Origin of the sequence: Rhodoferax sp. (assembly GCF_023701345.1) — a bacterium.
Lineage (GTDB): Bacteria > Pseudomonadota > Gammaproteobacteria > Burkholderiales > Burkholderiaceae_C > Rhodoferax.
The window spans coordinates 1-17,718 of sequence record NZ_JAMPXE010000027.1 but is presented as its reverse complement, the minus strand read 5'-3'; the positions used below and the strand labels follow the sequence as shown (position 1 = coordinate 17,718).

The 17,718-nt window shown below is 56.9% G+C and carries 20 protein-coding genes; 11 read left to right on the top strand and 9 right to left on the bottom strand.

Annotated elements, in window-relative coordinates; genetic code table 11:
- Positions 1 to 32 precede the first annotated feature (32 nt).
- The gene (locus NDI87_RS05790; RefSeq protein WP_296273857.1) at positions 33 to 350 is read left to right on the top strand and encodes an HPF/RaiA family ribosome-associated protein; all 318 of its coding nucleotides are present in this window, start codon (positions 33 to 35) and stop codon (positions 348 to 350) included.
- Between the two features lie 3 nt (positions 351 to 353).
- Here the strand turns inward: NDI87_RS05790 and NDI87_RS05785 are convergent, their stop codons facing one another.
- From NDI87_RS05785 to NDI87_RS05775, 3 genes are all read right to left on the bottom strand, one after another.
- Complete coding sequence (locus NDI87_RS05785) at positions 354 to 992, bottom strand: RluA family pseudouridine synthase (protein ID WP_296273856.1); 639 nt, start codon at positions 990 to 992, stop codon at positions 354 to 356.
- Positions 993 to 1,012: 20 nt separating this feature from the next.
- A complete protein-coding gene (locus NDI87_RS05780; protein WP_296273855.1) occupies positions 1,013 to 1,162 on the bottom strand; it encodes a hypothetical protein in 150 nt (49 codons plus the stop codon).
- Positions 1,163 to 1,356: 194 nt separating this feature from the next.
- Entirely contained in the window at positions 1,357 to 1,548 is a 192-nt protein-coding gene (locus NDI87_RS05775; protein ID WP_296273854.1) for a hypothetical protein, read from the bottom strand.
- Position 1,549: 1 nt separating this feature from the next.
- Between NDI87_RS05775 and NDI87_RS05770 the strand changes: the two genes are divergently transcribed.
- Positions 1,550 to 1,939 carry a hypothetical protein gene (locus NDI87_RS05770; RefSeq protein WP_296273853.1) on the top strand — a complete coding sequence of 130 codons (390 nt, stop codon included), beginning with the start codon at positions 1,550 to 1,552 and terminating at the stop codon, positions 1,937 to 1,939.
- 36 nt (positions 1,940 to 1,975) lie between these two features.
- Complete coding sequence (gene ccoG, locus NDI87_RS05765) at positions 1,976 to 3,412, top strand: cytochrome c oxidase accessory protein CcoG (RefSeq protein ID WP_296273852.1); 1,437 nt, start codon at positions 1,976 to 1,978, stop codon at positions 3,410 to 3,412.
- Between the two features lie 71 nt (positions 3,413 to 3,483).
- On the opposite strand, the gene NDI87_RS05760 is transcribed toward ccoG, so the two are convergent.
- The 3 genes from NDI87_RS05760 to NDI87_RS05750 are packed head-to-tail and all read right to left on the bottom strand — an operon-like array spanning position 3,484 to position 5,269.
- A complete protein-coding gene (locus NDI87_RS05760) occupies positions 3,484 to 3,738 on the bottom strand; it encodes a hypothetical protein (protein WP_296273851.1) in 255 nt (84 codons plus the stop codon).
- A 52-nt stretch (positions 3,739 to 3,790) separates the two neighbouring features.
- The gene (locus tag NDI87_RS05755; protein ID WP_296273850.1) at positions 3,791 to 4,699 is read right to left on the bottom strand and encodes a hypothetical protein; all 909 of its coding nucleotides are present in this window, start codon (positions 4,697 to 4,699) and stop codon (positions 3,791 to 3,793) included.
- A 3-nt stretch (positions 4,700 to 4,702) separates the two neighbouring features.
- A complete protein-coding gene (locus NDI87_RS05750; RefSeq protein ID WP_296273849.1) occupies positions 4,703 to 5,269 on the bottom strand; it encodes a LemA family protein in 567 nt (188 codons plus the stop codon).
- A gap of 115 nt (positions 5,270 to 5,384) precedes the next feature.
- Between NDI87_RS05750 and surE the strand changes: the two genes are divergently transcribed.
- The 4 genes from surE to rlmD are packed head-to-tail and all read left to right on the top strand — an operon-like array spanning position 5,385 to position 9,306.
- Entirely contained in the window at positions 5,385 to 6,152 is a 768-nt protein-coding gene (gene surE / locus NDI87_RS05745; RefSeq protein WP_296273848.1) for a 5'/3'-nucleotidase SurE, read from the top strand.
- Positions 6,152 to 6,958 carry a protein-L-isoaspartate(D-aspartate) O-methyltransferase gene (locus NDI87_RS05740; protein ID WP_296273847.1) on the top strand — a complete coding sequence of 269 codons (807 nt, stop codon included), beginning with the start codon at positions 6,152 to 6,154 and terminating at the stop codon, positions 6,956 to 6,958. The genes surE and NDI87_RS05740 overlap by 1 nt, the downstream gene beginning before the upstream one ends.
- A 14-nt stretch (positions 6,959 to 6,972) precedes the next feature.
- Positions 6,973 to 7,809 (top strand): peptidoglycan DD-metalloendopeptidase family protein, encoded by an 837-nt coding sequence (locus tag NDI87_RS05735; protein WP_296273872.1) that lies wholly within the window; start codon positions 6,973 to 6,975, stop codon positions 7,807 to 7,809.
- 54 nt (positions 7,810 to 7,863) lie between these two features.
- Positions 7,864 to 9,306 carry a 23S rRNA (uracil(1939)-C(5))-methyltransferase RlmD gene (rlmD, locus tag NDI87_RS05730; RefSeq protein ID WP_296273846.1) on the top strand — a complete coding sequence of 481 codons (1,443 nt, stop codon included), beginning with the start codon at positions 7,864 to 7,866 and terminating at the stop codon, positions 9,304 to 9,306.
- Positions 9,307 to 9,374: 68 nt separating this feature from the next.
- Here the strand turns inward: rlmD and NDI87_RS05725 are convergent, their stop codons facing one another.
- Positions 9,375 to 10,070 carry a Bax inhibitor-1/YccA family protein gene (locus NDI87_RS05725; RefSeq protein ID WP_296273845.1) on the bottom strand — a complete coding sequence of 232 codons (696 nt, stop codon included), beginning with the start codon at positions 10,068 to 10,070 and terminating at the stop codon, positions 9,375 to 9,377.
- A 185-nt stretch (positions 10,071 to 10,255) separates the two neighbouring features.
- On the opposite strand from NDI87_RS05725, the gene NDI87_RS05720 reads away from it, so the two are divergent.
- Positions 10,256 to 10,666, top strand: a complete 411-nt coding sequence (locus tag NDI87_RS05720; protein ID WP_296273844.1) for a heme-binding protein — start codon at positions 10,256 to 10,258, stop codon at positions 10,664 to 10,666.
- On the opposite strand, the gene NDI87_RS05715 is transcribed toward NDI87_RS05720, so the two are convergent.
- Together NDI87_RS05715 and NDI87_RS05710 are read right to left on the bottom strand one after the other, a co-directional pair.
- A complete protein-coding gene (locus NDI87_RS05715; RefSeq protein WP_296273843.1) occupies positions 10,663 to 11,052 on the bottom strand; it encodes an energy transducer TonB in 390 nt (129 codons plus the stop codon). The genes NDI87_RS05720 and NDI87_RS05715 overlap by 4 nt on opposite strands.
- Positions 11,053 to 11,379: 327 nt before the next feature.
- A complete protein-coding gene (locus NDI87_RS05710) occupies positions 11,380 to 12,201 on the bottom strand; it encodes a pyruvate, water dikinase regulatory protein (protein ID WP_296273842.1) in 822 nt (273 codons plus the stop codon).
- A 178-nt stretch (positions 12,202 to 12,379) separates the two neighbouring features.
- Between NDI87_RS05710 and ppsA the strand changes: the two genes are divergently transcribed.
- The 3 genes from ppsA to rpsF all read left to right on the top strand — a co-directional run bounded on the left by ppsA (position 12,380) and on the right by rpsF (position 17,598).
- Entirely contained in the window at positions 12,380 to 14,776 is a 2,397-nt protein-coding gene (gene ppsA, locus NDI87_RS05705) for a phosphoenolpyruvate synthase (protein ID WP_296273841.1), read from the top strand.
- A 43-nt stretch (positions 14,777 to 14,819) separates the two neighbouring features.
- Complete coding sequence (locus tag NDI87_RS05700) at positions 14,820 to 17,123, top strand: VC_2705 family sodium/solute symporter (RefSeq protein WP_296273840.1); 2,304 nt, start codon at positions 14,820 to 14,822, stop codon at positions 17,121 to 17,123.
- Positions 17,124 to 17,232: 109 nt separating this feature from the next.
- Complete coding sequence (gene rpsF, locus NDI87_RS05695) at positions 17,233 to 17,598, top strand: 30S ribosomal protein S6 (protein ID WP_296159122.1); 366 nt, start codon at positions 17,233 to 17,235, stop codon at positions 17,596 to 17,598.
- The last annotated feature ends 120 nt before the right edge of the window (positions 17,599 to 17,718 follow it).

Genomic DNA, 17,718 nt, shown 5'->3' with positions numbered 1-17,718 from the left:
AACCAATGTGGTTGCTTGACAAGGAGAAAAAAATGCAAGTTCAAATTCACACAGATCATCATATAGAAGGCACGGATGCCATGGGCAAATGGGTCAGCAGTGCGGTACAGGAGGCACTTGCCAGATTCAGCGGACAGATCTCCCGCGTTGAAGTTCACCTGAGTGATGAAAACGGGGGCAAAAAAACGAGCCCCGAAAACAAACAGTGCGTGCTGGAGGCCCGGCTCGATGGACACCAGCCGCTGGCCGTCAAACACCATGCAGCCAACCTGAACCAGGCACTCGATGGCGCCGCCGACAAGTTGCTGCGTCTGATTGAAAACACCTTGGGCCGCACGGCGCGCGTTTGATGTTTAAAAGGGCGGATCGCTCGAAAACACCATGGCTTGCCGACTGACGGGGTGCCTCAGTTCAAGCCGGGTGGCGTGCAGCAGCAATCGGTTGGCTTTGGCAAGGCTGGCGGGCATGCCATACAAGGCGTCGCCCAGGATCGGATGCTGCAGGGCTTGCAGGTGCACGCGCAACTGGTGCGATCTCCCGGTGACAGGTTCAAGCTCCAGCCGTGTTGTTTGTTCTTTGACGTTTTGGCTGAGCACACGCCAGCGGGTGCGGCTGGGCTTGCCTTGCGGGTCAATGATGCGCCTGGGCCGATTTGGCCAATCCAGCCAGATTGGCAAATCAATGACACCCCAATCTGTTGCGGGTGACGCCAGCACACCGTCCACCACGGCCACATAACGCTTGTGCACCTGCCGCTTGGCAAAGGCATCGTTCAAAACGCGTTGCGCCAATGCCCCGCGCGCCATGACCAGCAGGCCCGAGGTGGCCATGTCGAGCCGGTGCACCACCAGCGCATCGGCATGGTGTTGCTGCACCCGGCTGCTCAGGCTGTCCTGTTTGTCTTCGCCCTTGCCGGGCACGCACAACAGACCGGCTGGTTTATCCAGCACCAGCAAGGCTTCGTCGGCGTAGAGGACGCTGAATTCAGGCAAAGGTATGCGGCGCGGTCCGCTTAGCGTGGTGCGTTTTTGAGTTTGCCGCGCACAGGCACCACGGTGGTGACGGTGGGCCGCACGGCGTCTGCCGACACGGGCTTGGGCGGAGAGGTGTCTTTTTTCGGTTTCTTGACCATTTTGTTGTTGCCCTGTTGACCTTTTGCCATGATCTGCTCCTGAGTTGGGTGCTTGCGCGGTTAAGTAATCTGTGTCCCGTCGCATTATCGGCTGACCCGGGCTTTTGTGCCCCATCAACCCGGTTTGAGCGCGCTGAGCTTGAACGGCAGTAAGGGTCTTCGCGAAATCGCCCTTGCTTCAACAACTGGTCCAGATCGCGGTGAGTGGCCACTACCATAAGCCTTCAATGAATGACATGAGTTCCGGCAGAGGTTTCATGGGAAAATTCTTCAGCAGTGTTGGCAGTTTCTCTGGCTTGTGTGGGGTATTCAGGATTTAAAAAAATGCCAAGTGCCTGTTTTTTATAAAATTTGCCAGTAGAACTCAGATGGCACGTTTTTGGGTCGGTTAAGGTGTGTGTGATCTCTGGAACCAAGGTGTACTTTCGTATTTTTAACAACGATGCCAGCAGTGAGTTAACCTATTTTCTGGCTGACCTGGTTGCCTGTGAAACAGTGTTGATCGACCCTCACGGACCTGATCTGTCTTTGCGCATGGCGCTGTTGGCGGTGCGCCAATTGCGCCTGTGCTGGGTCTTGCGCACCCATCTGAGGTCTTGTCCGCGGCAGCCTCAAGCGGCTGAGCCTGAGGTGTTGAGGGAGAGCGTGACCCTGCGTGTCTTTACCTTGCCCGATGAAACCCTGCTGTTTGCCGGTCATGCGCAGCGCGCGCGCTGTCAGCACCGTGCTGGAACAGCGCCGCTGGCACCCGTTTTTTGCGGGCCTGACCCGCGACGAATTCCTGGCGCAGATGGCAGCGTTGCCTGAAAAAAATGATCTGTCTTTATCTTCCGAGGAAACCTGATGAGCACTGAAAAGCAAGAACCCAAAAAGGTAATACCGATCGCCGTTGCGGAACCCGAAGAGGAATTGGTGTCGCTTTACGCAGCACACCAAAAAATTTATCCGCGCAGCGTCTCCGGGGTGTTTACGCAATGGCGCTGGATCATGGTCTGGGTGACGCAAATCATTTTCTATGGCCTGCCCTGGATCGAGTGGGGTCAGCGCCAAGCGGTGCTGTTTGATTTGAGTGTGCGCCGTTTCTATATTTTCGGTCTGGTGCTGTACCCGCAGGATTTCATTTACCTCACCGGCTTGCTGATCATTTCGGCCCTCTCGCTGTTTTTGTTCACCGCGGTGGCGGGACGCTTGTGGTGTGGTTATGCCTGTCCGCAAACGGTTTACACCGAGATTTTCCTGTGGATTGAGAAACGCATGGAAGGCGACCGTTCAGCAAGGCTACGCCGTGACAATGGCCCGATGACGGCAGAGAAGTTCGTGCGCAAGGCGGGCAAACAATTTCTGTGGATTGCCTTTGCTTTCTGGACCGGCTTCACCTTTGTCGGCTACTTTGTGCCCATGCGTGAGATGGCCGGCGCCTTTCTGGGCGGCCAGCTGGCGGCCTGGGAATTTTTCTGGGTCTTCTTTTACGGCTTTGCCACTTATGGCAATGCCGGTTTCATGCGTGAGCAGGTCTGCAAGCACATGTGCCCCTATGCCCGTTTTCAGAGCGCCATGTTTGACAAGGACACGCTGATCGTGACCTATGACGCCGAGCGTGGCGAGCCGCGTGGTGCACGTTCCAGAAAGGCTGATCCACTCAAATTGAATCTGGGGGCGTGTGTAGATTGCAGCTTGTGCGTGCAAGTGTGCCCCACCGGCATCGACATCCGCAATGGTCTGCAATACGAGTGCATAGGCTGTGGCGTTTGCATCGATGTGTGCGACACCGTGATGGACAAGGTGGGCTACCCGCGCGGTCTGATCAAGTACTCGACCGAAAACGCCATGAAAAATCACTGGACCAAAGACCAGACGGTGCGCCGCGTGCTGCGGCCCCGGGTCTTGGTTTATTCCGCCATATTGCTGGCGATTGTGCTGGCGATCTTTGTTAGCCTGGCGACGCGTACGCCTTTCAAGGCCGACGTGGTGCGCGACCGTGGCGTGATGGCGCGCGTGGTTGAGGCCGGCAAGGTGGAGAACGTTTTCAGCATCCAGGTGATGAACGCAACGGAAGCATCGCAACGCTACAAAATTTCGGTGGAAGGCTTACCCGGGATCAGGATCATGTCGGAAGACACCCTCAGCATTGCGTCAACCGAAGCGCGCTGGGTGCCGGTGCGGGTCCAGGTGCCGCCGGAAGCCGACAAGCCCGGCGCGCATGAAATTCACTTCATCATTGAATCTCTGGACAGCCCGGGACTTTTGCGCGAAGAATCCAAGTTCATTATTCCCCAGTGAATGCCGGTGTTATTCAGTCTGGGCCTGGCTCTGGCGGGGTCGTGATGGGAGGCTGGGTACCTGCGCACTATTTATTGATCGCCCGTTGCCGGCCGGGCCTGCTGCATCGACGCTTCAAGAGATTGTCGGATCTGCTGCTGAATTTGCTGAATTTGCTGGCTTTGCTGCTGCGCAGTTGCACCAGGCAAGGGTGTTGGTACAGAAATGTCACTACTGTTCTGGGGACTGACGTTGATCGCAGAGCCCCCAGTGAGTTGTTTTTTGGCCAGGGTGCCAACCACAGCAACAACAATGAGAAGACTCAAGACGCCAAAAATTATTCTCATTGAAAGTCTTTCACAAGTTGAGGAGGGCGCCAGATTTTAAAACCAAGTCATTTCACGCCAGATAAAACCAGCCAGCGGTGGCTGCCGTCATCATCGCAAGGTGGAAAACGCTCCAACGCAAAAAATGATTGCGCAGCGCCTGAGGCGACAAGGCAGAGATCAGAAACAGCCGCCCGTCTTCGGGCGCCCGCAGCAGATGCACGCCGGGTTGCTGTCGGATGTCGCGGTGCTGGCGTTCAACGGTCCGGGTGGCCAATTGTCGGGCCAGCTCCCATTCCTCAAGGTCCACGGTGCCATTGCGGTCCAGGTCAAAGCGCTGGTGCAGGTCGGCCCGGTCCTGTTTCCAGTGGCTCAGCAGCGCGCTCACGTCTTCGCGCGCACTCAAGGCAGAACTGGCGCCACCCAGGGTCGAAAAATCACCCAGCACATAGATCGTGCTGCCACCAAACAAGCATTCTTCCACCAGTTTGTCATTGCCAGGGTAGCTGGTGCGCACCTCTGCGCCGACCACTTCGGCATGGTCCGGATCGACGGTGCAGACGCCGGTTGGGTCGCTGATGTCAAACGTCGCGCTGCTGGTGCCGCTGTCGATTTGACGCCACTCGCGCTTGGCGTTGTCTTTGGAATACAGCCTGTAGCGGTACCAGATGCAGGCGATGCCGCCCAGCGGGGTGTAGATCAGCAGCTCTTTATCGCTATTGGAGCGGCCCAAGAGCTCGACATAACCTTGCGCGGCGGAGGCAATGCGCGAAGTGGCCAACTCGGCAATGGTGCGGGCGCGGCGCAGGCAACCCAGCCAGGCCAACCCAGCCAGCAGGGCGATGCCCGCCAGACACCAGCGCGTCTGTGGTCCGGGGCCGAGCTTCATGGCAGCGGCAATCAAGACCGCATACAGGCCGCTGACCAGGCCGGTGAGGTTCAGCCCAAGGTGCTGCAGACCGTGCAAGCCGCGCACCAGCATGGCTCAAGCCTTGAAGCGTTGCGCGATGTCGACGTCCTGCAGCTCTGCCGCCTCGAACTTCAGCAGGTCGAAGACCTTGAAGTTGAACAGCCGCGCCAGCACGACATCGGGAAATTGCGCGATGGCTACGTTGTTGATGTTCACGCTTTCGTTGTAGAACTCGCGCCGGTCCGCGATGGCGTTTTCAAGCCCGCTGATACGTGCTTGCAAGTGCAAAAATTGCTCGTTGGTTTTGAGTTCAGGGTAGGACTCTGCCAGGGCAAACAACTGCCCCAGACCGCTGCGCAAAGCACCTTCGGCCAGGCCCAGGGCGCTCATGTCATGCGATTGACGGGCCTCTGACACCCTGGAGCGGGCCTGGATTACTTTTTCCAGGGTGCTTTGCTCGTATTGCATGTACTGCTTGCAGGTGTCCACCAGTTTGGGCAGCTCTTCATGGCGCTGTTTGAGCAGCACATCAATATTGGCCCAGGCTTTGGCCACCGCATTCTTGACCTTGACCAGGCTGTTGTACAGCGTGATGGCGTACACCAGCACCACCGCCAGCACAATCCAGAAAATAGCACCCATGAATCGCTCCTTGTAGTTAATTCAGAATTGTCCTACAGCACAAGGCTTGTGTCGTGCATGACGGCCGCTCAATGCGCTTTCGCATCCTATACTTCAAGTCTAATAGGGCATCATGATGAAAATTCTTATTTGCAACGACGACGGCTTTCAGGCGCCCGGCATTGTGGCGTTGTACGAGGCGCTCAAAGACGTGGCCACGGTCGAGGTGGTGGCGCCCGAGCACAACAATAGCGCCAAATCCAATGCGCTGACCTTGCACACGCCTCTGTACGTGCATCGCGTCGCCAATGGCTTCCGGTATGTCAACGGCACGCCGGCCGATTGTGTCCACATCGCTTTGACGGGTTTGCTGGATTACCGCCCGGACCTGGTGCTGGCGGGCATCAACAACGGCGCCAACATGGGTGACGACACGATTTACTCGGGTACCGTGGGTGCCGCCATGGAGGGCTATCTGTTTGGCATCCCGGCCATTGCCTTTTCACAGGTTGACCGGGACTGGCACAACCTGGATGCCGCCGCGATCAAGGCACGCGACCTGGTGCTGCAAATGGGCCAGCAGAACCTGATTGGCAACACGCCCTGGTTGCTCAATGTCAATATTCCCAATCTGCCCCTGGCGGAACTGGGTCAGTTGAAGCTGTGCCGCCTGGGTCGGCGCCATTCTGCTGAAAAAGTGATCACCCAAAAAAGCCCGCGCGGTGAGACCATGTACTGGATTGGTGCGGCAGGTCAGGCCAAAGACGATGCCGAGGGCACCGATTTTCATGCGACCGCGCAGGGCCATATTGCCATGACGCCGCTCAAGGTTGACCTGACAGACCATGATCATTTGGGTTATTGGGCGCAAACAGCGGCCAAACTCGCCAGCATGGTCGACTGATGACGCGGCCCAACCCGAGCAGTGCCAGGCTGCGGCCCGGTTTTCCGGCCAGGCTGGACACGCGCAATACGCCGGCCACACAAGCCAGGCCCGCCATCACGCCGAAACCCTTGCCTGGGGCTGGGCACAAAAACACCCTGATTCATGGCGTCGGCCTGGATTCCAGTGCGGTGCGGCAGAACATGGTGGTGAAACTGGCGCAGCAAGGGTTGACGGATGCCGCCGTGTTGCAAGCCATGGGCAGCATTGAGCGACACCGTTTTGTCGATACCGCCCTGGTGAATCAGGCCTACGAAGACACCAGCCTGCCCATCGGTTTGGGGCAAACCATTTCAAAACCCGGGGTGGTCTGCAGAATGCTGGAACTGCTGCGCCAGGGCAGTCCAGGTCGGTTGGGGAGAGTTCTTGAAATTGGAACAGGTTGCGGCTATCAGGCCGCGGTGCTGAGCCTGCTGTGCCACGAGGTGTATTCGATCGAGCGCTTGCGCGGGCTGCACGACAAGGCGCGTGACAACCTGCGCCATCTGCGGTTGGCCAATGTGCACTTGCTGTTTGGCGACGGCATGCCGGGTTATGCCAAAGGCGCGCCCTATGCCGGCATCATCGCCGCGGCTGGCGGCGAAGCTGTGCCGCAGGCCTGGATCGACCAGTTGGCGGTTGGCGGCAGACTGGTGGCACCGGTGTCTGCGGGTCTCACCAGTGCAGGAAAACAGGTATTGCTGGTGATTGACAAAACGCCACAAGGTATTCGCCAGTCGGTCTTGGAGGGTGTTTACTTTGTCCCCTTAAAATCGGGTATTGCATGATGGGGGTTGATATGATGGTTTTGAAACGACGGTTGGGTTTGTCTTTGGCTGCGGCTTGTGTGCTGTTGACTTTGGTGGCGTGCGGTACCAGAACTATCAATCGGGCGCCAGTGGAGGAGCGAGTGACCCGCGTCGGTGACCCTGCTGGTGTCGCTGCCATCGTCAAACAGCCACAGGGCTTTGAGCATGCGGGCAAACCGGGTTACTACACGGTCAAGCCAGGTGATACCCTGATGCGTATTGCCCTCGAAAACGGCCAAAGCCCGCGTGATATTGCGCTTTGGAGCCAGGTTGAAAACCCCAACCGCATTGAAGTCGGCCAGGTCTTGCGAGTGGTCCCGCCAATAAGCCAGGAGGTACAGGTTCAGCCCGTGTCCAGGCCCATGGTGAGCGCAGGGAGCCTGGCTCAACCGCCTTCTTCAGCGTCCTCAAGCGCCAATGTGGCGGCTGCAACCGAGACCAAATCCGGTCAGTCAACTGACACGGAGATCAATTGGGTCTGGCCAAACAATGGGGTGGTGCTGGCCGGCTTTGACGATGTCAAGAACAAAGGCATTGACATTGGTGGTGCCGCCGGTGACCCGGTGCTGGCGGCTGCGGATGGTCGTGTGGTCTATGTCGGTGCCGGTTTGCGTGGTTATGGCAACCTCATCATTCTCAAGCACAACAATGTTTATTTGACGGCCTATGCCCACAACCAGACCTTGCTCGTCAAGGAGGACCAGTCCGTGCTCAAAGGGCAAAAAATTGCCGAGATGGGTAACAGTGATGCAGATCGTGTCAAGCTGCATTTCGAGGTGCGCCGCCAGGGTAAACCGGTGGATCCTGCCAAGTACTTGCCTGCCCGCTGAAGCCTTTCTCCCACGCCCGGCATTCAGGCCGGGCGGCATCAAGAGTTGAATTGAATGATTGAACCGACTGATCCCACGGCCGTCAAGTCTGCCGTGCCCGCCGATTGGCTGTATGTGGAATCCCTGGATCTGGAGGCACAGGGCGTGGCCCACAAAGCCGACGGCAAGGTGGTATTTATTGAAGGTGCGTTGCCTTTTGAGTACGTCAGCGCCAACATCAACCGCACCAAGAACAGCTGGGAGCGGGGCACGCTCACAGCCATCCATCGGGAATCTTCCCAACGGGTGGAACCCCATTGCCCGCACTTCGGCCTGCACCAGGGTTCCTGTGGTGGTTGCAAGATGCAGCATTTGCACGTGAGCACGCAGGTCGCCGTCAAGCAACGCGCGCTGGAGGACAATCTATGGCATTTGGGCAAGCTCAGGCCCGAAACCATTTTCCGGCCCATCGAAGGCCCGGCCTGGGGCTACCGTTACCGGGCCCGGCTGTCGGTGCGTTACGTGCGCAAAAAAGGCACGGTGCTGGTGGGTTTTCACGAGCGCAAGAGCCGTTATGTGGCCGACATGCAGGTGTGCCCGGTGTTACCACCGCATGTCGACGCTTTGTTGATGCCTTTGCGTGCGCTGATTGCCTCGCTCGAAGCCGTCGAGACCTGTCCGCAAATCGAATTGGCCTGCGGTGACAGCGTGACTGCTTTGGTGTTGCGCCATCTGGAGCCTTTGAGCGCTGCTGATTTGGTCCGGCTGCGCGGCTTTGCCAAACAGCATGCGGGGGTGCAGTGGTGGTTGCAGTCCAAGGGGCCTGAAACCGTGTGCCTGTTGGACGAGGGCGGCGACGTGCTGAGTTACGCCTTGCCCGAGTTTGGCATCACCATGCCGTTCAAGCCGACCGATTTCACTCAGGTCAATCCGCAGATCAACCGGGTGCTGGTGTCGCGTGCCCTGCGCCTGCTGGACGCGCAAGCGGATGAGCGTGTGATTGACTGGTTTTGTGGTCTGGGAAATTTCACCTTGCCTTTGGCGACCCAGGCCCGTGAGGTGTTGGGTATCGAAGGCAGTGACACGCTGGTGGCCCGGTCACGCGAAAATTACCTGAAAAACAAAGCTTCAGCCAATATCAGCAAGCCCTTGGCAGCGACTGAATTTGCCGCCAGAAATTTGTTCGACATGACGCCTGAGCACCTCATTGCGGACGGCATTGCCGACAAATGGCTGGTCGACCCGCCACGCGAAGGTGCCTTTGCCCTGGCGCGTTCGCTGGCCAGTCTGCATCAGCAAAAGCTGGGCTTGTCAGAGGAACCGGCCACGCCTGGAGCCAACGCCTGGTGCCCGCCCAAACGCATTGTGTACGTGAGTTGCAACCCGTCAACGCTGGCCCGTGATGCAGACCTGCTGGTGCATCAGGCGGGTTACCGTTGCAGCGGCGCAGGTGTGGTCAATATGTTTCCGCATACGGCCCACGTCGAGAGCATTGCCGTTTTCGATCTCATCGCCTAATGCATTGAGGGGCGCGCGCACCATGAAAAAAGGCTCCGAGGAGCCTTTTTTTCTGGAGCCTTAAAAGCTCAGTCGCGTTCGCCGCCGAAGATGCCGAGCAGTGCCAGCAAACTTTGGAACACATTGACGATGTCGAGGTAGAGCGCCAGCGTGGCGCTGATGTAGTTGGTTTCACCGCCATCCACAATGCGCTTCAGGTCATACAACATGTAGGCACTGAAGACGCCAATGGCTGCCACCGAAATGGCCATCATGCCGGCGGTAGAGCCGACAAACACATTGATGATGCCGCCCACCACAATCGCCAGCGCGCCGACAAACAGCCATTTGCCCATGCCCGAGAGGTCGCGCTTGATGACGCTGGACAGGCTGGCCATGACAAAAAAGACACCCGCAGTGCCGCCAAAGGCCGTCATGATCAGGTCAGGCCCATTTTTAAAGCCCAGCACCATGGCAATCATGCGCGACAGCATGAGGCCCATGAAGAAGGTAAAGCCCAGCAGCACCGGGACACCGGCGGCAGAGTTCTTGGTCTTCTCGATCGCGTACATGAAGCCAAAGGCACCGCCCAAAAACACGATCAGGCCCATGCCGCCACCCAGTGATTGGGTGATGCCTGTGGCCACACCAAGCCATGCACCCAAAACGGTGGGTATCAGGCTCAGCGCCAGCAGCCAATAGGTGTTGCGCAGGACTTTGTTGCGCTCTTGCGCCAGGGTGCCAAAGCCATGGCTACGTTCGATGGAATGGACGTTATCAGTCATGATCAAGTTCCTTACTTGGTTACTGTCAAAACAAGAGTAGTGAATTTTAGGGTGCAAGCTTCTTTTCAAGAAATCCGTGTTGAACGGGCGCCTACTTTTAGTGAGGATACTTTAACCTGTAACGCAGGCAAATCAGAGTCCAGGTGGCGTTATGCTTGCTGAACTTTTTTTACAGGTAAAACGCCATGAAGACCAAACCTACGCTTGAACTTTCAGATGTCAAACGCATCGCCGCTGCGGCCGAAGCCGAAGCACTCAATAATAATTGGGCGGTGACCATTGCCGTGGTCGATGACGGTGGCCATTTGCTGTGGCTGCAGCGTCTGGATGGCTCAGCTGCCTTGTCCGCGCACATTGCACCGGCCAAGGCGCATACGGCTGCGCTGGGTCGCCGCGAAAGCAAAGGCTACGAAGATGTGATCAATGGCGGCAGAAGTTCTTTCCTGAGCGTGCCAGCCATATCAGGCATGCTTGAAGGCGGCGTGCCGATCATGAAAGAGGGTGTTTGTCTTGGTGCTGTCGGGGTCAGTGGCGTCAAATCCACCGAAGACGCCCAAATTGCCCGCGCCGGCATTGCCGCGCTGGGGCTGGATTAGTTCAGCGCAAAGTTGATTGGCACGTTGAACCACATGTCCTGTGCCACGCCGTCGCGCCGGCCTGGCACATAGTGCCAGCCCATGACGGCACGCAGGGCTGCCTGGTCCAGCCGGGCGTAGCCGCTGGATTGATGAATGTTGCCTTGTTGCGCCAGGCCGTCCTTGCCGATGAGTACCCGAACTATCACCTTGCCCTGCTCGCCCAATCTGTGGCTGATGGCAGGGTAACTCGGCGCAGGGTTGTTTAAATAATCTGCATGGCTGGATGGCAAGACCGCTGCCGCTGATGTTGCCGCAGAAGTGGGAGTGGTCAGGTCAGGTATCGCGCTTCCCGCATGCGTGACGGGCAGAGTGCCTGGGACGCTGGTTTCGGCACTGACTTCCATGCCCGGCGTTGTCAAAGGGTTTGGGGCCGACCGTGTTACTTCAGTTGCTCCAGTCGTTGCAGACTTGGAGCGTATTGGTGCTGCTATCCGGGTCGATGTCTGCATCTTGCCTGAATTCTGCCTTTGCGGGGGGGCTGGCGGCAGGCTGGATGTGATTGTTGGCCGGACGGGCAGGGCATCTGACGCCAGCTTGAAGCGTAGGGGCGGGGTGGCGCTTGATGCATGGAGATCGGGTGCGGTCTGGAGCCATCCCAGCAGCGCCAGATGGCCGCCCAGTACGCCCAGCACCAAGCAGACGATACGCCATAAAACTGCATTCTCCAATTTTTAATAGGCCATGTTCTCGATGCGCAGCTCTTGCAGAATGGTGGTTGCAATTTCTTCGATCGACTTGGTGGTGGTGGACAACCACTTGATCCCCGAACGGCGCATCATGGCTTCGGCTTCCTTGACTTCATGGCGACAGTTGGCCAGAGACGCGTATTTGGAGTGCGGCCGGCGTTCGTTGCGGATTTCGCTTAGACGTTCAGGTTGGATGGTCAAACCAAACAGTTTTTTGTGATGGGGTTTGAGCGCCGGCGGTAAATCCTGACGTTCAAAATCTTCCGGAATCAGCGGGTAATTGGAGGCTTTGAGCCCGTATTGCATCGCCAGATAGAGCGAGGTCGGTGTTTTGCCACTGCGACTGACCCCCACCAGAATTACGTCAGAACTTGCCAGATCGCGGTGCGACTGGCCGTCGTCATGATCCAGTGAAAAATTGATGGCATCTATGCGGGACTGGTATTTTTTGCTTTTGCTGGCATCGCTGAAACGACCAATGCGGTGGTTGGATTTGATACCCAGTTCCTGTTCAAGCGGGTGCACGAAGGTGCCAAACATGTCCATCAGCATGCCCTGGCACCCCTCGTTGATGACGGCCATGACGTCTTCGTTGGCCAAGGTGGTGAAAACCAGTGGTTTTTTGCCCTCGAGCGCACCTGCCTGGTTGATTTGCCGCACTGCCTGATGCGCCTTGTCTACCGTATCGGTAAAGGGCAGCCGGACCCGACGAAAGTCGACTTCAAACTGGTTCAGGATGGCGTGGCCAAAGGTTTCGGCGGTAATGCCGGTGCCATCTGAAACAAAAAAAACGGTGCGATTGGGCATGATGGAAGTGGTTGGGGATCAATTTTTGAGCAAGTCAAAGCCTACAATAATTATCCGACCAAATTCAGAGCGCCAAACACGTCAACAAGTCAAGCAACAAACAGATGTGTTTGCCTCAGCATGAGATGCAGATTGACTGCACTCATCAAGCCCGGTTTTTTAACTTCTGGAGTTTTTCATGACTGTACGATTTGCAGCGACCGCCCTGGTCGTTCCATTTGAGGATTTAAGGATGACCGACGTTGACTCGGTCGGCGGCAAGAATGCCAGTTTGGGGGAAATGATCTCCAATCTTCCCACCGGGGTCAAAGTGCCCACCGGCTTTGCCACCACCGCGCATGCGTTTCGCGAGTTTTTGGCTTTTGATGGCTTGACCGCCAAAATCAACGCGCGCCTGAGCGCGCTTGATACCGAGGATGTCAATGCGCTGGCCGTTGCCGGTGCCGAAATTCGCGCGATGATCGAGTCGCAACCATTTCCGGCCGATCTCGAGCAGGAAATCCGCAAGGCCTTCATCACCCTGAATGGTGACAACGCCAAGGCCTCTTTTGCCGTGCGTTCGTCGGCCACGGCAGAAGACCTGCCCGATGCGTCGTTTGCCGGTCAGCAGGAAACCTTTCTGAACGTGACGGGCATTGAAGAAATCCTGCACAAGATCAAGGAGGTCTTTGCCTCGCTCTACAACGACCGCGCCATCAGCTACCGGGTGCACAAGGGCTTTGCCCATGAACATGTGGCGTTGAGCGCAGGCATTCAGCGCATGGTGCGCTCGGATCTGGGCGCGGCCGGCGTCATGTTTACCCTGGATACCGAATCCGGTTTTGACCAGGTGGTGTTCATCACGTCGAGTTACGGCCTGGGTGAAACGGTGGTGCAGGGCGCGGTGAATCCGGACGAGTTCTATGTGCACAAGCCGATGCTCAAGGCTGGCAAACTGGCGCTGATCCGGCGCAATCTGGGCTCCAAATTGATCCAGATGCAGTTCTCCACGCCTGAAGAAAAAACTGCTAGCGGCCATCTGGTCAAAACAACCGATGTGCCCACCGAGTTGCGCAACCGGTATTCCCTGACCGATGCCGATGTGCAAAAGCTGGCGGGCTATGCCATGGTGATTGAAGCGCATTACGGCCGCCCGATGGACATTGAGTGGGGCAAGGATGGCATTGACGGCGAGTTGTACATTTTGCAGGCGCGCCCGGAAACCGTCAAAAGTCAGTCAGCCGGCAAGGTCGAACACCGCTACAAGCTCAAAGGCAAGGGGACCGTGCTGGTCGAGGGTCGCGCCATTGGGCAAAAAATTGGTACCGGCCCGGTCAGGGTGGTGCACAACCTCAGCGAGATGGACCGCGTCCAGCCCGGCGATATTCTGGTCACCGACATGACAGATCCCAACTGGGAGCCGGTGATGAAGCGCGCCTCTGCCATTGTCACCAACCGCGGCGGTCGAACCTGTCACGCGGCCATCATTGCCCGTGAGCTGGGCATTCCTGCGGTGGTGGGCTGTGGCCATGCTGACCAGGTGCTCAAGGACGGCATGCTGGTGACAGTCAGCTGCGCCGAAGGGGACACCGGTTTCATCTACGACGGCTTGCTGGAAACTGAAGTGTCCGAGGTCCAGCGTGGCCAAATGCCCGAGATTGATGTCAAGATCATGATGAATGTTGGCAACCCCCAACTGGCCTTTGATTTCTGCCAGTTGCCCAATGCCGGCGTGGGTCTGGCGCGCCTGGAGTTCATCATCAACAACAACATCGGCGTGCACCCCAAGGCAATCCTGGATTACCCCAATATTGATTCCGACTTGAAAAAGGCGGTGGAGTCGGTGGCCCGGGGTCATGCGTCGCCACGCGCTTTTTATGTCGACCGGGTGGCCGAAGGGGTGGCCACCATTGCGGCAGCTTTCTGGCCCAAGCCGGTGATTGTTCGGCTGTCGGACTTCAAGAGCAACGAGTACCGCAAGCTCATTGGTGGCAGCCGTTACGAGCCCGAAGAAGAAAACCCGATGCTGGGTTTCCGGGGGGCCGCGCGCTACATCAGCGCGGACTTTGGCGAGGCGTTTGCCATGGAGTGCGAAGCCCTCATGCGGGTGCGCAATGACATGGGCCTGACCAACGTGCAGGTGATGGTACCGTTTGTCCGCACCCTGGGTCAGGCGCAAAAAGTAACCGAATTGCTGGCCCAGAAGGGGCTCCAGCGCGGCGTTGATGGTCTCAAACTGATCATGATGTGCGAAATCCCGAGCAACGCGATTCTGGCCTCGGAATTCCTGCAGTATTTTGATGGCTTTTCGATTGGCTCCAATGACTTGACGCAATTGACGCTGGGTCTTGATCGTGACTCCGGTCTGGAGTTGCTGGCCAAGGATTTTGACGAGCGCGATCCGGCGGTCACGAGCTTGATCAGCCAGGCGATCGATGCCTGTCTGGCGGAAGGCAAATACATTGGTATTTGTGGCCAGGGTCCCAGCGACCATCCTGACTTTGCCTGCTGGTTGATGGCACAGGGTATCTCGTCGATTTCCTTGAATCCTGACACGGTGGTGGCCACCTGGCAAAACCTTGCCAAGGGCAAGTAAGTCGCTCTGGCTTAAAAGTGCCTGAGGATGACCGCACCATCTGATGGCTGACGCCCAGCATTCCTCGAACCAGAGCCAGCCTGTTGCAACGCTGACGCGTTTGCACGGCTGGCTGTTATTGGTCTGGTTTGCTGCGTCTTTTGGCATTGTTTTTTTTGCCCACGATTTGACGCTCATTGTGGCTGGCTGGCCAGTTTCCTACTGGTTTGCAGCGCAGGGGAGTGTGCTCATTTTTATTGGCATCGTTGCTGTTTTTGCCTGGGTGGCCAATCGGCAGGAAGGGCCTGTCTCTGAGGTGCCTCCGGCGATCAAGGCCTATAACTACCGCATCCACCGCCGCTTTGGCTCGTTTGTGGTGTTGCTCATCATGTTCATTTTGGCCCTGACGCTGGCCGAGCAGGGTGGTTTACGGAAAATTTGGGTGGGCGCCATTTTTCTCTTTGCTACTGTATTCCTGTATGCGTTGATCGGCATTTACGGGCGTACTTCCAACGCATCGGAATATTATGTGGCGGGTCGGCGTATCCCGGCCATGTACAACGGCATGGCAGTGGCTGCAGACTGGATGAGTGCGGCCTCTTTCATCAGCATGGCGGGTGGGCTTTACCTTCAGGGCTTCTCTGGATCAGGTGCGCATTCTGGTGGTCTGGTTTATGTGCTGGGCTGGACCGGTGGCTTCTGTCTGGTCGCATTATTTGTTGCACCCTATCTGAGGCAGTTGAATCTTTACACCCTGCCCGAGTATTTTGACCATCGTTTTGGTGGTCGCTGGCCCCGCATCATTGCGGCCTGGTCGGCGGTTTTGTGTTCCTTTATTTATGTTGTGGCGCAAATTTATGGCGTTGGCCTGATTACTTCCCGCCTGACCGGTGTCCAGTTTGAGATTGGTATCCTGCTGGGCTTGGGAGGGGTGTTGGTCTGTTCATTTTTAGGGGGCATGCGTGCGGTCACATGGACGCAGGTCACGCAGTATGTGGTGTTGATCCTGGCGTTTCTGATCCCGGTTTCCTGGCTTGCCTACAAACAGCTGGGTAACCCGGTGGCTGCCGTTGTATATGGCCAGCAACTGCCAAAAATTTCAGAACTTGAATTGCATTTGAAGAATGCACCGCAGGAGCAGCAGGTTATCGAGGAATACTTGCGGCGCGCACGCGACTATGAGCGCAAACTTGCACAATTGCCCGGCTCTCTGGAACAGGAAAAAAGAGTTCAAAAAGAGCGCATTCAAAGTTTGATGGCGGCACGTGCTGAAGAGTCTGAGATTGTTGCGGCCAGACGTCTTTTGGCCGCTCTGCCGCGTGATGAAGCCGCGGCGCGTGAGCGCTGGACCCAGGCCAGGCAGGACTATCTGGCGCGTGCCCAGCCTTTGGCTGGCATGCCTGCACATACCCAGCCTTTTGCTGGTGATCCAGGTGGCACACCTGAAGAGCAACAGATGTTTGATGTGTCACGGCGTAATTTTTTGGCCCTCATGTTTTGCCTCATGATTGGCACTGCCGGCTTGCCGCATTTGTTGACGCGGTTTTACACCACGCGCACGGTGGCTGAAGCCAGGAATTCAGTCACCTGGTCACTGTTTTTCATTGCACTTTTGTACCTCTCTGCGCCGGCCCTGGCTGTTTTGGTGAAGTATGAAGTCATGAGCCAGCTGGTGGGCATGCGCTTTGATGATTTGCCGGTCTGGATTGCGCAGTGGACCAAGCTTGATCCCGCCCTGATTTCAGTGAGTGACATCAATGGTGATCGCATCCTTCAGTTTGCCGAGCTCCAATTGGGCCCAGATATCGTCATGTTGGCCACCCCTGAATTAGGCGGTCTGCCTTATGTGGTGTCGGGTTTGGTGGCGGCGGGTGGTTTGGCAGCAGCCTTGTCCACAGCCGATGGCCTGTTGCTGACGATCGGGAATGCGTTGGCCCATGATCTCTTTTATTGGAAAAATACCGACCGTGCCGGGACAGTCCGGCGCGTGATGCTGTCAAAATTTGCACTCCTGCTGGTGGCCTTGATCGCGGCGTATGTCGCAGCTCAACGCCCGGCTGATATCCTGTTTCTGGTTTCAGCCTCTTTTTCACTGGCCGGTTCAGCTTTTGTGCCCGTCATGATTCTGGGTATTTTCTGGACTGGTGTCACACGTTTTGCAGCTGTGGCTGGCATGTTGACCGGCTTGCTGTTAACGCTTTATTACATGCTAATTAATATGACCCCGGTCAGGACGCTGCTGTCTTTACAGGGCTCCGGCCTCTGGTTTGAGATTGATTCTGTCTCAGCCGGCGTCTTTGGTGTTGGTGCGGGATTGCTGGTGACAATTGTCCTGAGCTGGCTGACGCGTGGCTCCGCTGCCAGATGAGCCAGGGCTGACGATAAACAGCTATAATTACTAGTTACCTTACCGCACCTCAATTAGACGCTGAGGGCGGTTTTTTGCCTCCAAAGAGGTTTATCCAGAAGGAGTTTCAATGCGTCATTATGAAATTATCCTCATGATTCATCCGGATCAGAGCGAACAAGTTCCAGCCATGCTGGAGCGTTACAAGGGCATGATTGTTGCCGGCGGTGGCAAAGTGCACCGTGTCGAGGACTGGGGCCGCCGCCAGTTGGTCTATCTGATCAACAAGTTGGCCAAAGCCCATTACCTGTGCGTCAATATTGAAGCCGACCAGGCGGTCATGGCTGAACTTGAGCATGCTTTCAAGTTCAATGATGCCGTGTTGCGCCATTTGACGGTTCTGAAGAAGAAGGCTGAAACCGGCCCGTCTTCCATGATGAAGACCGTTGAGCGTGAAGACGCCCGCAAAACGCAACAAGCCGAATACCAGGCTTGAATTTCCTGAGTGACAACACCTGCTGCGAACGCTGCCGTTAATCAATTTGTATTGACGGCGAAAATTGTCGAATCCAGCACCATGCGTTATACGCCCTCTGGTGTGCCGGCTTTAAATTGT